The organism is Mycobacterium scrofulaceum (genome assembly GCF_002086735.1).
Classification (GTDB): Bacteria; Actinomycetota; Actinomycetes; order Mycobacteriales; family Mycobacteriaceae; genus Mycobacterium; species Mycobacterium scrofulaceum.
Genome location: NZ_MVIJ01000044.1, coordinates 14,637 through 28,664, shown reverse-complemented (window position 1 = coordinate 28,664; position 14,028 = coordinate 14,637). Strand labels below are relative to the sequence as shown.

The following is a 14,028-nucleotide window of genomic DNA, read 5'->3' as shown; positions in this document are numbered from 1 at the left end:
TAAGATGACTGCGGAATCGCATACCGCTTCCATCGACGAACTCGGGCAACCGTCACACGCATCAGACGAGGAGTTGGAGCATGCGTGCAGTAGTGTTCGTCACCGCGCCAATAGTCGTTGCTGCCTTTTGTTCGGTGTCGATTGCGCACGCCGATCCTGGCGATGCGCAATTCATCGGCATCCTAGAGCAGCATCAAATGGGTTGCGGTGAAGGGTCTTTCATATGCCATAGCGACTCGGAGTTGACCCAGATGGGTCACAGCGTCTGTGACGGCATTGACAACAATGGGATTACCCCGGTGCAGGCGACCGATGTCGTTATGCAAGCTATGGAGGGCAATGTCAACAAAGCCCAGGCCGACTGGTTGGTCGCTGCGGCCCTCGTTTCCTATTGCCCGTGGGACGAAAGCCAGCTTCCGGGGGGTGGTGCCCAGTGAACGTCTCTGGTCTTACCGCGCTGCTTGAGGCGGCCGACGCCGCCGAGGAGTGACTTGCGGGTCACCCCCCCGGCCCGGCTTGACTCTGGCGGTATGCGGGACCGGGACACCATTGACTTCAGACTGATTGCGGCGCTGCGCCTTGCGGCACGCGAACGGGGCGGTCCACTGCCGTCAATCGACGTGGCGGACGCCTTACTAGACGAACGCCATAACTGTTCGCAAAAGGGGCACCGAGTTTGACGGCCGCCAACTCAGGGGGACTTAAACGCCAGGTTCCGAACGAACGATCGGTATAAGATGTTCCGACGATTCGTAAACGTCCAGAATCTTGTCCATTGCCTCACGGGCACGCGGCTTGAATTGTACCAATTCTTCCGAACCGCGATTCAATACAGTAACCAAATTATCTAAAGTGTTCACGGCCAGATACGTGCCGCCTTGTGCGTTCGCCGCACTGAATACAACGAAATGCCAATCCACCGCAGCGTCGAGATCTTCCCGATAAATGGGCTCCCGGAACTTACTTCCCGGATGCACTGCCCAGTCACGATATTTAAAAAGCTCTTTAATCCGGCGGCGCAACTCCTTGGCACTCTCATTCTTTGCGACCTTCAGATGATAGCGCAATGTTTCCGCAACTTGCTTCGATCGTGCTGTTGAGTTTTGGTGCCATATATCTTGTTGCGGATGCTTTGGTGAGCGCGCCTTAACCGATGCATAGAATGCGTCGATGGCAAAAGCCGATGATGTGAGCGCCCGCATGGAAGCACGCAATTCGAGGACCATCAGCCGCCCAATTTTGTCGTCATTACTGGCAGCCACCGCTGCCGGAATCTCTGTTGAAGTTTTCGCCGCGTCGACAGCGGCGCTTACCGCCTCGGCCAGCCAATAGGGCCATGTATCGGTGCGTAGATGCACGGTTGGCGACGGGGATTCGACACCGTCATCATTAAAGTTGATTTGAATATTGCTCAGGCGCAAATCGCCACCATCACACACCGTAATGCCGCGCATTCCTTCAAGGCTGCCATAAGCAGCCAAGGGAACGACTATGCGACACACCGGCATTGGGCTGGGCCAAGGGGTCGGGTTCCGATTCGCTGCGATACAACCCGACCCCCGGCCCGGTCCGCGCGGGTGAGCAGGCCGCGTGGACCCATCCGCAGCGCGGACACTTTAGAAGGGACGCCCGGCCCGGGTCGGAGGCACAACCCAAAACCGACCCGGACCGAGGCCCCCAGCACGGGACTCTCAAGGGTGATCCCGTGCGATGCCGTGCAGCAGCCACTAGAGGCGCGCACCGGCAGGCTTGAAAACTTTTGAGGAAAGAGCCGGGAAAGGCTGGGGATGAAATGCCTGTTTCAAAAAATCCAGCCTCCCCGGGGCTCTAATGCCGCAACGACTGCAAGTGGGGCGAGAAAAGGAAGATGCCCCGTCATTGCGGCTTCGGTGTCCTTCTGAGGCGACCCCGGTTCAACTTATCCAACTGGTTGAAATAGAGTCGTGCCCCCAGGTTTCCAAGTCCCGGGAGCAGACACCTTTGCCCAAAAGGGCAAAGCTCCGTTAGCCGCTGAGGGCTAAGCGTGCTGGGGGTGGGACGCGGCGGCCGCGCGTATCCGTTCGACACGCTTCAGCGTCGCTATCCTCATCTTCAAGGAAAGCGAGCGCGGCGGCCACCACCCGGTCCCGTGGATTCACATAACCGGGAAACTCCCCGGACCGTGCGATATCCAACAATTAGACCGCGAACGACGACGGCAACCCGGTAAGAAGCCCTACCGCAGTCGGTCGGACCACGGCCAGGTTCAGCCGCTCGATAACCGCCCAGCGTTGCAAGAACTCGCTGAAGTCGCTGGCGTTGTAACCGGGAGACAGCAGCCGCAGACCCTCACGCAGGATCACGAACCCAAAACGGTCAGTATCGATGAAGACCATTTCGCCAGCAGTCACTTGGGTCGACAAATAAATCTTGACTCCGAATATCTGCTCCATGATTGCGGTCGTCGGGTCCGGAGTGGACAGCCAGCGGCCCAGCGTGTCCTTATTCTGCGCAACGAGAGCGTGGAAAGTCGCGGGGTGCACAAATGCCTTATCGGCCACCGCCAGCGACTTAGAAACCCGCATTGCGTCAATGGTGGCGATGACATAGTCGAATGTGTTCGCGCCCGTCGGCAGAGTCCCCGGAACCGCGACCGTGGTAATACCGGAGGTTTGGGTCAACCCGACAATACCGGAAGTGCCGTTCAGCAAAAGGCTGTTCTCTTCGTCGGAGAACTGCTTGAAAACTTCAGCGGTCAGATATCCCAATAGGCTGGGCCTGTCGCTAAGGGTTTCATATGACGCCCCGAAGGTGCATTTGATTGCCTGCGCCGCCAAAGTGGTCTCCCCGAACGACAACACCGCATCGGGAGCGGCAACGCCCTCGCCCGTAATACCCGTAACGGTGTTGCTCGATGTGTTATCCGAGATGTACTCGTAATTCAGCGTGCTAGACGTGACGGTCGGCAGGAGGTCGGCAATCCGAGGCTCGTGAATGCGTTCGACCACACCGGGCATAAGTTCGGCCGGTAGCAGAGAATCAACGGTGTTGAAGTTTGGGGTCTTAGTGGTGATGCCGTCCCCAACTAGCTTGACCTGAAAGGCGTGTCCGGTTTTCACAGATTGCGACATCAGGTCAAGGGTGTGCGCATCGATCCGGAACGGGTTAACGTCGCGGCCCAAAGTGGTGATGCGGCGGCCCTGCTGGTCGAAATGCTCCGACACCGGTTCGCCCTCGTGGGGCACGCCGATAGTCTTCAGACCGCCACCGTGAGCGGCCATGTCCCCGCCAAAGGCGACACCGGCATTACTGCCAAAGGACTTGGCGGCCTGGTCAAGCGTGGCTTTCTCTTCCATCCAAGCGGCCACTTCGGCTTGCACCTCGGCCACCTGGTTGGGGGCAAGACGATTTTCTTGCATCGCCTTGGTCTTAACGCCAAGTTCGCGCCCCCATGACTTCAGGGTCTTTAAGCGGTGCTCGTATTGAGCTTTATTTAGGCTCATTATTCTGTTTTCTTTCAATTGTGGGTTAGTGATTAACTAACTGTGCGGCCCGACACGATGCGGGTTTACCGAAGCAAAGCGGCGCGTGCCGTGCGGGACGGGCGTGCCATTAAGGCACTTATCTTGGCTTAGTCTTCCAGCGGATCGCGGGGTTATAGAGGCGGGTCCAACGGAGCGGCATATAAGCGGCGAGCGGCTAAAGAGCCAAGCCGAACCGACAGAACTGTCGGTTAAGTTCTTCGGATACGGCGCTGCTCGTAATCGCGGCTAGCGACTCGCAACGCCTCTACAGAGTTAGGTACCCCGTCGGCCCACGCTAAAGCCGCGTAGGCCAGGGTCCGCGCCAGCTCCACATGGGGGACGCGGGGTGTGCGCCAGGAGGCGACAAGGCAGCGCCCGGCAGCCGTCCGCAACGTATTTTTATCAGGCGCGTCGGGATGGTTGCCGACAACATCCCAAACCATGTCGGCCAGGGCTTCGGCAGCCTGTATCGGGCTAACCGTAATGGTCATCAATGGCCTCTCAGATCAACGGAGCGACATTTACGTGATGGGGTAGGGCGGACACACCCGGAGGAAATGTTCACCAGTCCCGGGCCGCCTCTCGCCACGAATCGCAGAAGATCCGTTCCGGGTCACCGGGCAAAAAGCCCCGGGCGTCCGTGAGACCCGGAATTGCGTCGCCGGAACCAACCGAGACGGCCGGCAAGCCCAGCTTTCTCGTAAGCGCTCTAAGGACGCTAGACAATTCGTGGTAACGGTCGGAATCACCGGGCGTCGTGTCGCCACGGAGCATCGCCCGGCGGAGCGCCTCCCAACGTGATGCGGCAAGGCTGTAGCGGCGTGCGTCAACAGGGTCCGCGCTCAAGCCCGCGAGATAGTGACGGATAGCGGCTGCGCGGTGGGCGACAGCGGCGCTCATTCGGCCAGCAATTCATCGAGATAGGCATCGAAAGCTGCGCTTTCGTGGGCGGGCTTTGGGTCCACGAGTGGAACGGCACGGGCCAAGTGGACCAACGAGGCTCGAGCTTGGTTAAGCGGCGTCAGTGCTGGGTTGCGGACAAGCTCCCTGGTCGTGCGACCCTGGACCAGTACGCCATGGGCGTCGATCTCCGCCTTGCACTGCTCGTAGAGTTCCAGCGTTTGGCAGAAGACGACAAGCATGTCCTGGTTGACGATGGGCCAGCGGCCCTCGGAGTAAATGCGCTGGGCGTGCCTGTCCCACGTCTTGCGCGCAGTGATGCTCAACGGGACGGGTGGGTTAAATTCCAAGTGAATCTCGCATAAAAGTTATTGAGGCGGCCGCCGCTAAAAAATGCTTCCGCCGCAGCCAAGTAAAATCGGGACCATGACTTATGAGGGATTGCGCCCCGGTGACACGGTTGAGTGGACGGATGAACACGGCCGCACCAGGAGCGGGATATTGCAACACGTAGGCGTGGACGATATTTGTGTCGTCAAGGTCTGGCCCGACGACGACAAACCCGAGGGCGAGTACACCGTGGAGTGCAGCAAATTGAAGCGCACGAGGCATGGAACGGTTTAGGTCACGGCTCTTTGCTGTATCTCGGACCAGATTTTCAATTTCGACTCTTTACCGCTCAAAGAAAGCCCGACCAGCGGTCTTTCGGCGCGGCCCCCTAGAGGCTAGAGGCCACCAGGGCACCGGGGTGGGCGACGCCCTGGGGTGCCAGGTTGGTTATTTGCTGGGATGGGGGCTTCGCCTTTGGGACTTCAGATTGAAACCCACGGCGAAGCACTGTGTGCACCGCCGTGTACAACTACGGCCTGCCATGGTGGCCGCAGGTGGGACGTGCCGCCGTCGTGGCGTTGCGTCGTCGCCTGAGTGGTCGACGGGTCCGGGATTGCTCGGGTCCTGCGTCTGGGTCCTCGACGGTGACGTTGCACAGTGACCCTCCGTCGGGGTCCTCCGATCTGACCTCGGTCCAGGGCCGCCCGCAGATCATGCCTCTACCGCGCCGTTGTGGCCGCCGAAAGCGTCAAGTACGCGCTGCGCAATGCCCTGGGGCTTCGCAAATTTGGTGCCGTATTCGACAAACCGGACCACCGGGGAGTCATTAAACACGATGCCCGTCAACCCCCCGTCGCCATCCTTAAACTTGAATTTGACCGCGCGTCGATATTCTTCGGGCGAGTCAACTATGACTCCGCTGTCTTTATATAGCGGGTGCGGTTTAGCGTTACTTACGGGGCTTATCGCCTTCCAATAGGCGGCGACCTCTTGCGTTTTTGCGATGACGGCGACGCGCACCGCAGGGTTATCTTTCAACGCCGCGTCGATCTTGGCTTCGGTCAGACCAACCTCTTCAAGCTCGCGGGCGAGTCGCAACCACTTGGCACTAACCACGCTCGGCCGCCCTTAAGATACCGCCCTTAATCTCGTCCCCTCGCGCATACGAAAAGAGGGCAGCGCCCGTGTACTCGGCCTGCTCATTCGGAAGCGTCAACTCCACGGTGCTGCCGTTGCCGAGAATAAGCCTTAACAGGACGCTGGTTCCGTCGCGGGTTAAGTCGACCGCCTCTAGCTCCACCGGACTCACTTAAAAGTCTTCCGGGGAGCCGGTCAGTGTGGCTTCCGGGTTATCCGGCTGGATTAGTGCCCGGATAAGTAGGTCGACCTCTGTGCTAGTCATTTTTATGCGCGAGCGTCGACCTTGATAGATGACGGTTGATCCGTCGTCGTGACACTGCACCCGTATAGGCGTGCCCGCGCCAACATCAATTCTCAAGTTTTCGTTCCTCCTGTCCGGCTAGCGTCCGGCTAGCGGCCGGCTAAGTGTTTACCGGGTTTGTGCACGTCATCGGCGGTTTGTCCGACTAGTCCGGCTTTGTCCGGGCCAGTGGGCAAGTACCGCGCGAACACGTCATCGAAGTCGCTGCGCCGGTAATAGTTAGTCCGACGCCCGGCCACCGTTACCTTGGTCGTCTTGACGCCGAACTCGCTCAACCGTCTCCCCAGCTTTGAGGGGGTTAGATCGATCTCGCGCCAAGGTGAATCCGGCAGGCCGCGCAATGCGCTACACAAGTCCTCCGACTTGAACATGCCGACCTCGCCGGGCCGGAAGCACTCGTGCCGCAAGGCAACCGTGAACATTTCGCGGATGTCTGCCAGCAGTTGCACGCTGGCTGTGTCGTCCTCAATATGTCGAGCGGTCAACGCCTTACAGGCCAACCGTGCACGCTCAGGCCACTCGCCACCGGCAAGCTCAGCAACGATGATGAGCGGCTCCCACAGGTCCGCTGGCCTGTCATCAACGGGAATGTCCGGGCGCATAGCGCCGACGTCTTCAGGTACCGTTGCGGTCCATTCTTGAACCTTTGCGCGTACCTCGGTGAGGTCGGCGCGGTCGCGCGATAGCCGGTAAGGCTCAACCTTCTCGTCCGGTTTCCGCCGCTGCATCAACACGACAATTGCGCGGTCCTCGATTGTGTCGGGCATCCGGCCGATACCGGCTAACGCGGCCATAGCGAACACGGGAAACTCATGCGGCTCATGCATCGGACCCACCGTGCGGCCAATAGTCGCGCCCCGCTGGAAACCAGCATTGAGGAGCGCGCGTAAGTCCTCGTTGAGGTCGGCCTTCGTCCTGGTGCCGAATAGGGCATCGGCCTCATCAATGAGCAGTGTTCGCGGCTTCTCGTCGAGTGAGCGGAAAATATAGGGGGTGGTGGCGTTGAACTGCTTCAGCGGTGCATGCACCATTTCGGCTACAACTTCTAACAGCCGAGATTTGCCAGACTGCTTTAGGGCGCTCCTGATCACCAAACGGGGCGCGAAGTCAAACCGATCAAGTAAATGCGTCGCCGCCACCCATAGTGTTACGGCGGTCACTTCGTGGCGGCCGGGGAGGATGCAGAAACGTTCGATCTGATGACGAATATCGTCTAGGGGTTGTTCCATTGTTGGTCTTCGCTAGACCTCTCTACTCAGCTAGGTGGACAAAGCCGGACAAGCCGGACAAAGATGCCCTGACATGCGTGAATACGCAGGATGGTTAGGTGGACGCTAGCCGGACACAAGCCGGACAGGTCGTTCGAAAGTTCAAGCGCCATGTGCGGCCGTGGCCCCAGTGCGCTTAGAAAGGGGGTAAGGTGCGCGGCTGGTCAAAACTGACCTGAAGAAGGGCGCAAAAAGCCCACTTATTTATAGACACTAGCAGATTTTCGCAAATTTTGCAATAGAAACGTGTAACGTTTGTGTTACGAAATGCAATTAGCGAAGGCCGTGTCGAGCCACGCTTTAACATCTTCCCGGCGGAACATCACCCTTCTTCCGATACGGACGCCCGGTATGGGCATAGAGCCGTTACAACGCCACGAATAAACGGTTGATTCTGGCACGCCGAGATATGCCGCTAGTTCGCGGAGGCTGATTAGTTCATCCAAGTTAGTTCCTTACAATCGGGCCTTCAAACGCAGAGTTAATCCACTCCATTACGTCCGCCCGCCGATAGACGACGCGGTTGCCGAGCTTGCCGCAGCGGGGACCCCGGCCCATCGCCTTGAGCCAACGTATCGTGGCTGGCGACTTGCGGCACATTGCGGCGACCTCTTCGGTAAAGAGCAGGTCCGCCCCTGATTGGTCCATCATTTTTCTCCCAATAGCGTTTATCCCTGCCGGGCAACTCCCGGCCGTTGTTGGGTAACGCTAGGACCTGCGTGGGACGGGCCAAGGTGGTACAACGCGCCGAACGCGGGAAACCGCAGGTGGAAGGCCATCGGGGCCTTCGCGGAACGTCCCTGTTGCGGACGATTCGCGCTGGTCAATCGCTACTTAATCGCTAAGGCGTGCAACCCGTGCACCATCTTGGCCGTAGCCTTTGGCTTAGGTGACACAACGGATTTTCTGTACGGATTGTCTGCGGTATGCTGCCGCCATGACAACAGGTAGGAACCAGCGGGCCGGGATAGACGACCGCTGGCATAAACGGGTCAAAGGCCCGGACGGCAAGATGCACACGGAGCGGTCGCCGCTCTACGGGAAAGTCACGCGCTGGCGCGTCCGCTGGGTCCACGACGGCCACGAGTACACGAAAGTGTTCGACCGAAAGTCCGATGCGCAGGCCCATCTCAACAAGGTGACCGCCGAAGCCCATCGCGGCGAGTACGTCGACCCGCGCAAAGGTTTGGAGACGTTCGGGTCAGTCGCCGAACAATGGTTCAAAACCAAATCCCACCGTAAGCCCAAAACGGTTGCTGGGTATCGGTCCCTCATGGATACCGTTGTGCTGCCCGAGTGGGGCGAGGTCCCGCTGAAAAGCATTGACTACGAACAGTATTCGATGTGGCTGGGTGGCCTGGCGGTCGACGGGTCGCAGGCCGGTAAAGGACTGTCTGCCAGCCGAATAACCCAAGCCCATCAGCTCGTCGGTGCTGTCCTCAAGTACGCGCAGCGCACCGGCAAGATAGCTAAAAACGTTGCCGCCGACATCAACCGGGGCGAGGACTTGCCGCAGCAGGTTGCGCGCGAACGCCGCTACCTTACTCATGCGGAACTGTTGAAGCTGGCGAGAGCGACAGGGCGCTTTGAGGCGCTGACACTCGTTCTGGGCTATTGCGGACTGCGGTTCGGGGAAGCGGTAGCACTTCGACGTAGGCACGTGGAGGACCGGGAGCTAACCATCATCGGATCAGCCACCGCCGTCACCGGCAAAGGGATCGTCGAGACGACAACTAAGACGGGCCGGACGCGCCACGTCCCTATCCCGGCCCCGGTATGGGAACGGTTAAAGAGTGAGTTGCCCGCCGACGGGAACGCGTTGGTCTTTCCTCGCATGCGGGGCGGACTGTTGCCCATCGAGGAATACCGGCGTGCGTTTGACCGGGCATGCAAACAGGTAGGCATCGAGGGGTTGACGCCCCACGGGCTGCGGCACACCACGGCATCACTCGCCATCTCGGCAGGCGCTAACGTGAAGGTCGTGCAACGCATGCTCGGCCACGCCACGGCAGCAATGACCCTGGATCTCTACGGCCACCTCTTTGATGACGACCTGACCGGGGTCGCTGACGCGCTGGGCAAGGCAATCAAAACCACTGCGGTATCGCTGCGGTACGACGACCAAGACGCGACTAAAGGTAGGTTGCTAAAAGCCATTAAATAGCAGCTAGACCCACTAGGGGCGGTAGCTCAGTTGGTTAGAGCCGCGGACTCATAATCCGTTGGTCGCGGGTTCGAGCCCCGCCCGCCCTACTTTGTTCCTGTGACGTCGGCTGATCGCTGACGTTTCGTCTTTCGGTGATGCGCGACAGTGTTTCGGCTGATGCGTGACAGCTGCCTCGGTGGATCCTTGACACTCCGTCGACGGCCGAGTTGAGCGCGCTCGACGGCTCTGGCTGCCGTCGGGCCGCGCGTCGTGATGACTTCGTCGACCAGGTCGCGCCCATCCTGCGGCGCCGGCGCCGATACCGAATCCACATTGCGCGATGGGCTCAAACGACCGGCTAGGTAGCCCGTTCCCTACAAATCCTCGCGATCGACAACGAAGCGAACCTGACAAGCTTTGTGAATATTGCCCGGGCGGAAGCCCACGACGTCGGTATCTACGATTCGCAGCCCCAGGCTGTCGAATATTGAATGCCACTCGCTTACCCGCTTGAATTGGCAGCCGAAATTCATATCGACAAGGCCCTGGGCGACGGCATTACCAAAGAAGTCGATGAGCACGAGCGCCCGAAATTGATCGCTTTCCTCCAGCTTATTGAACTCGGTCAGGTCGATCTGCTCCGGTGCGGCGACTCCTGGCGGCGTTACGGGGACGGCGTAAGTGTCTTCTTCGATGATCAACCGTCGTGCGACGCGCCGCAAATTTGTCAGCAGCGGAATCAAATCGTGTTCATCAACATGATGAAGAACGGTCTTGACGATCGCACTGTCGAACATGTCGTCCGCATAGGGGACGTCGACAGGTGAAGCCATCTGCCGGAACGGCAGATGGGCAGCCTCCGTGCCGCGGTAGTCCATGACGTCGGTGCTGTAACAGTCAAAGCCGGCACGCGCTATCAGCGCGGCTAAATGACCGCGACCGGTGCCGAAGTCCAGTACCCGGCTACCACTGATGGCGTCCGCGAAATTGTTGAAGTCCTGCAGCGGCTTACGCTGCGACTTGTACGCCGAGTAGCCCTCGCTGAACCATGACCCGTCTCCCTCGGATGTAAAGAATCGTTCGTGCACCTCTTGGCCTGCTTGATAGAGTTCGCGCCCATTATGCGCTGCCAGCAAGTACTTGCATGCGTGTTCCAGAGTCGCACGGACGTCGCCGGAATAATTCGTAAAATGGGATTCATAACTGCGTTCCAACACCGACAAAGTGAAATTCAGGGCGGGGGTTCCGTGCTGGAAAGTCGCGTGAATGAAATCGTATTGAGCTCGTTTGGTGGCTGGTGGCACCAACAATCCTTCCGTCAGGACGCGTCAAACGCCTGGCGCGGCATCGTTGGGTGGCGGCAGGCGGAGCCAAGGCAATTGATTCAATGCATCGTATCAGCCCGCTGCAAATTAAAGGGCAGTCAAATTTGGCCGATTTCGCTTTACAAGAGCGCTGAACACGCGTACGGCAAAGACGACCAGCGCAATGGTGGGGCCGCATCTTTTTGCTCATGCTGCTGAGCAAAGCGCGTTTGACGTGCGGTTCTCACCGCGGATTGCCCGGCCGCCGCGTCCGCGTCGGCCTGACGTCGTCGAGCACCCTGGTCAGGGGCAAACTATCGCGTCAGCCCAACGAAGCTGTCGGCGTGGGTTACGCGGCGCCGGGTGCGGTAGTTGACCGGAATATCGTGTGAGCCATCACATTCCGGAAGCCCATTGTGGGCAGTGTCACACTCTGCGAGCTTGGGTCCGGCTCCCGTTAGGGTTTCTGCCTATGGCGGTGCTGCACGGCAAGAGGATCTTGTTCGACATCGACGGCACCCTGGTGGACTCAACCGCCACGGTCGAACGGTCCTGGGGGACCTGGGCCGAGGAATACGGCGTCGACTACGAAGAGGTACTCAAGGTGTGTCATGGCAGGCGCACCGAGGACACCGTCGCGCAATTCGTCGCACCGCGCGACCGAGTCGCAGCGACAGCCCGGCTGCTCGCACTACAAGAGCTCGCTGACGTCGATGGTGTCCTTGCGCTACCGGGAGCACGCCGACTGCTTGACGCCCTGCCGCATAGTCACTGGGCTGCAGTGACTTCCGGGCCGCGGTCGTTGATGGCTGCCCGACTGGCGGCAGCGCGGCTGCCAACTCCGAAATTGCTGATCGGTGCGGAGGACGTCTCGGATGGCAAGCCAAATCCCGAGAGCTACCTCAAGGCCGCCGCCGCGATGGGCCTCGACGCCCAGGAGTGCGTAGTCGTCGAAGACGCGCCGGCGGGCGTCGGCGCCGGGCGGGCCGCGGGGGCGCAAGTGCTCGCCGTCACGACCACCCACCGCGCGTCCGAATTGACAGGCGCCAACGTCGTCGTAGCCGATCTGTCCTGCGTGGACGTGGAGGTCACCGACACTGGTGTCGCCTTGCTGACCAACTGATGCCGCGACGGCCTGCGCCGCAACGCAGGTGCGTGAACCGCACGACGGCCGCGGTGCTGATGTCGGCGTCGCTGGTGATGTCGAGCTTGACGGGGATGATGCGCCTGTCGGCGAGTCAAGCGTGGCTGACCGCCCTGGGGGATGTCGGGTGCCTCCGCACTCACCGGGGCGGTTGACCAGGCCGTTAAGCTTGAGAGTTCCGGATCTCGCCCGAAGGTCCGACAACCGCCGAGAGGTCGACGGCGACATGTCCGCAGGATCTTTATCGTCTGCCGAGGCCCGCGCTGCGGCGCACGCGAAGGCTGATGGCGCGCAGCGAGCGACGCGATCGTCGCGAACCTGCAAGCGAACGACGTTGCGGCGCAATGGAGACGCAGCGTGACGACACGGCTCATATGGCAGTTGAGCCGGGCTCAGGAGCGCGTCGAGCAGATCGAGGCGCGTCGGACTGGTCCGCTGGTCGTTTCGCGCCGCGGCGCGATCTGCCCGACGCGACCCGAGGACATCCTGGCGCTTCTGCGCGACACGGCCAGACTCACCCATCCGATGCGGGGCCACGACGACGCTCACCCCTGGGTACCCACCGGCGCGGCACCCGCCCAACACGTCAGGTACCGGGGGGTTCTCAACCCGCTGTTCAGGCCACGAGCGCTGGCGTGGCTCATGCCATCCGTCCAGGAGCATGCCGCGGCGCTCGTCGACGCGGTCGCTGCGCAGGGCCAGTGCGAGGCCGTCGCCGAGATCGCCCGCCGGCTGGCGACCCAAACAGTGCTGACGCTGCTCGGATTGCCGGCGGACAGTCTCGAGACGCTGCTGCGGTTACTGGCACGGCAAGCGGAATTCCCCAGGAGCGCGCCCTTTCATGCCGACCTGATCGAATACGTCAACCAAGCAATTTCCACAGCCAGGCCGCCGGGGGTCATTGCCGCACTCCGCGACGAATTCGAGGAAGTGGAAATATTGAGCTTCGTCTTGCTCCTGTTCGGTGCGGCAATCGAGACGACGACTGCGGGAATCGGTTTTGCCCTGTTCGAGCTGGCCACCGATCCGCAGCTACGGGCACTCCTCATCCGGCACCCCGATCAAATCGAAACATTTATCAACGAGGTGGTGCGCCTTTACTCTCCGCTCGGCTATTGCCCGCGCGTCACCCTGGAGGAGATCACCATTGGCGGGGTAAGGGTGGCGCCGCTAACCGAACTGGAACTCTCCTTGCGCACGTTGAATTTGGACGGCGGTTATCTCATCACGTACAGCGACGACAAAGTCCACGGCCGCCCGTTTTACTCGTTCGGAGCCGGAGCGCGCCGATGTCTCGGAATGCACGTTGCCCGAGCGCAATTGAGCGTCCTTATCGCCGAGTTCCTGCGTCGTATCCCCGAATTCACGGTGGCACAGGACCACATCGAGTTGAATGTCGGCGACGACAGCACCCGACTCGGCCCAATCACCATGCCCCTGCAGTGGCCGACGTGAGACGCGGCGGCGCCGAGGTTGCCGGTTGCGCCGGCAACGGGGTGGAATTGCGTCCTGCCCTCGCCGCGACAGCAAGCGCCGTTCGTCCAGATCGGCGGCTGATGTCCCAACTCATGCGGTTGCGGGCACCAGTGCGCTGATGTCCTCGCCTTGAAGAAGCTTGATTATCAGGTTCAGGTCGAAATAGTCGGTCCAGCGAGTGATCTTCCCGTCGTCGTCGACGACGAAGGTCCCCATCACCGGGATGGCCGGCTTGCTTCCGTCCGGAGCCTGGATGTAGTCCAGGCGTTCGGTGAGCACTACGGAACCGTCGCTCGCGAGGTTGACGATTTCGAAGGCGTAGGCATCGGGGAACATCGCGAACTGGGCGGCCATGTTCTCCATGATGGCGCCTGGTCCGACGAACGCGGGCATCCCCACGTTCTGATAAACGGCCCTTTCGGCCAGGAAGGGACCCAACGCTTCGGCGTCCCGCTGCGCCATCAGGGCGCAGAAGTTGCGGACGATATCGGCTGGCGATGACATGAGTGGGATCCC

At 60.4% G+C, this 14,028-nt stretch carries 13 protein-coding genes and 1 tRNA gene; 5 read left to right on the top strand and 9 right to left on the bottom strand.

The window, feature by feature from the left end; all coding sequences use genetic code 11:
• Nucleotides 1–80: 80 nt before the first annotated feature.
• Nucleotides 81–437, top strand: a complete 357-nt coding sequence (locus BST44_RS22805) for a DUF732 domain-containing protein (protein WP_083179349.1) — start codon at nucleotides 81–83, stop codon at nucleotides 435–437.
• 264 nt (nucleotides 438–701) lie between these two features.
• On the opposite strand, the gene BST44_RS29700 is transcribed toward BST44_RS22805, so the two are convergent.
• The 7 genes from BST44_RS29700 to BST44_RS31545 all read right to left on the bottom strand — a co-directional run bounded on the left by BST44_RS29700 (nucleotide 702) and on the right by BST44_RS31545 (nucleotide 8,090).
• Nucleotides 702–1,481, bottom strand: a complete 780-nt coding sequence (locus BST44_RS29700) for a hypothetical protein (RefSeq protein ID WP_142274651.1) — start codon at nucleotides 1,479–1,481, stop codon at nucleotides 702–704.
• Nucleotides 1,482–2,177: 696 nt separating this feature from the next.
• Nucleotides 2,178–3,482 carry a phage major capsid protein gene (locus BST44_RS22800; RefSeq protein WP_083179348.1) on the bottom strand — a complete coding sequence of 435 codons (1,305 nt, stop codon included), beginning with the start codon at nucleotides 3,480–3,482 and terminating at the stop codon, nucleotides 2,178–2,180.
• Nucleotides 3,483–4,399: 917 nt separating this feature from the next.
• Nucleotides 4,400–4,729 (bottom strand): P27 family phage terminase small subunit, encoded by a 330-nt coding sequence (locus tag BST44_RS22790; RefSeq protein ID WP_244184907.1) that lies wholly within the window; start codon nucleotides 4,727–4,729, stop codon nucleotides 4,400–4,402.
• Nucleotides 4,730–5,444: 715 nt separating this feature from the next.
• Nucleotides 5,445–5,849, bottom strand: coding sequence for a hypothetical protein (locus tag BST44_RS22780; RefSeq protein ID WP_083179344.1), 405 nt, complete (start codon nucleotides 5,847–5,849; stop codon nucleotides 5,445–5,447).
• 414 nt (nucleotides 5,850–6,263) lie between these two features.
• The gene (locus tag BST44_RS22770) at nucleotides 6,264–7,403 is read right to left on the bottom strand and encodes a DUF3631 domain-containing protein (RefSeq protein WP_083179342.1); all 1,140 of its coding nucleotides are present in this window, start codon (nucleotides 7,401–7,403) and stop codon (nucleotides 6,264–6,266) included.
• Nucleotides 7,404–7,702: 299 nt separating this feature from the next.
• Nucleotides 7,703–7,888, bottom strand: coding sequence for a helix-turn-helix transcriptional regulator (locus BST44_RS31550; protein WP_083179341.1), 186 nt, complete (start codon nucleotides 7,886–7,888; stop codon nucleotides 7,703–7,705).
• Nucleotide 7,889: 1 nt separating this feature from the next.
• On the bottom strand, nucleotides 7,890–8,090 hold the full coding sequence (locus tag BST44_RS31545; protein ID WP_083179371.1) for a helix-turn-helix transcriptional regulator: 201 nt from the start codon (nucleotides 8,088–8,090) through the stop codon (nucleotides 7,890–7,892).
• 289 nt (nucleotides 8,091–8,379) lie between these two features.
• On the opposite strand from BST44_RS31545, the gene BST44_RS22755 reads away from it, so the two are divergent.
• Nucleotides 8,380–9,606, top strand: a complete 1,227-nt coding sequence (locus BST44_RS22755) for a tyrosine-type recombinase/integrase (protein ID WP_083179340.1) — start codon at nucleotides 8,380–8,382, stop codon at nucleotides 9,604–9,606.
• A gap of 15 nt (nucleotides 9,607–9,621) precedes the next feature.
• Nucleotides 9,622–9,695: transfer RNA gene (locus BST44_RS22750), tRNA-Ile, on the top strand.
• A gap of 267 nt (nucleotides 9,696–9,962) precedes the next feature.
• Here BST44_RS22750 and BST44_RS22745 read toward each other — a convergent pair.
• Nucleotides 9,963–10,892: a class I SAM-dependent methyltransferase gene (locus tag BST44_RS22745; protein ID WP_158086673.1), complete on the bottom strand. Its 930-nt coding sequence runs from the start codon at nucleotides 10,890–10,892 to the stop codon at nucleotides 9,963–9,965.
• A gap of 472 nt (nucleotides 10,893–11,364) precedes the next feature.
• On the opposite strand from BST44_RS22745, the gene BST44_RS22740 reads away from it, so the two are divergent.
• Complete coding sequence (locus tag BST44_RS22740) at nucleotides 11,365–12,015, top strand: HAD-IA family hydrolase (RefSeq protein ID WP_083179338.1); 651 nt, start codon at nucleotides 11,365–11,367, stop codon at nucleotides 12,013–12,015.
• A 378-nt stretch (nucleotides 12,016–12,393) separates the two neighbouring features.
• Nucleotides 12,394–13,491: a cytochrome P450 gene (locus BST44_RS22735; protein WP_083179337.1), complete on the top strand. Its 1,098-nt coding sequence runs from the start codon at nucleotides 12,394–12,396 to the stop codon at nucleotides 13,489–13,491.
• Nucleotides 13,492–13,602: 111 nt separating this feature from the next.
• On the opposite strand, the gene BST44_RS22730 is transcribed toward BST44_RS22735, so the two are convergent.
• Nucleotides 13,603–14,016 (bottom strand): limonene-1,2-epoxide hydrolase family protein, encoded by a 414-nt coding sequence (locus tag BST44_RS22730; protein WP_083179336.1) that lies wholly within the window; start codon nucleotides 14,014–14,016, stop codon nucleotides 13,603–13,605.
• Between the last annotated feature and the right edge of the window lie 12 nt (nucleotides 14,017–14,028).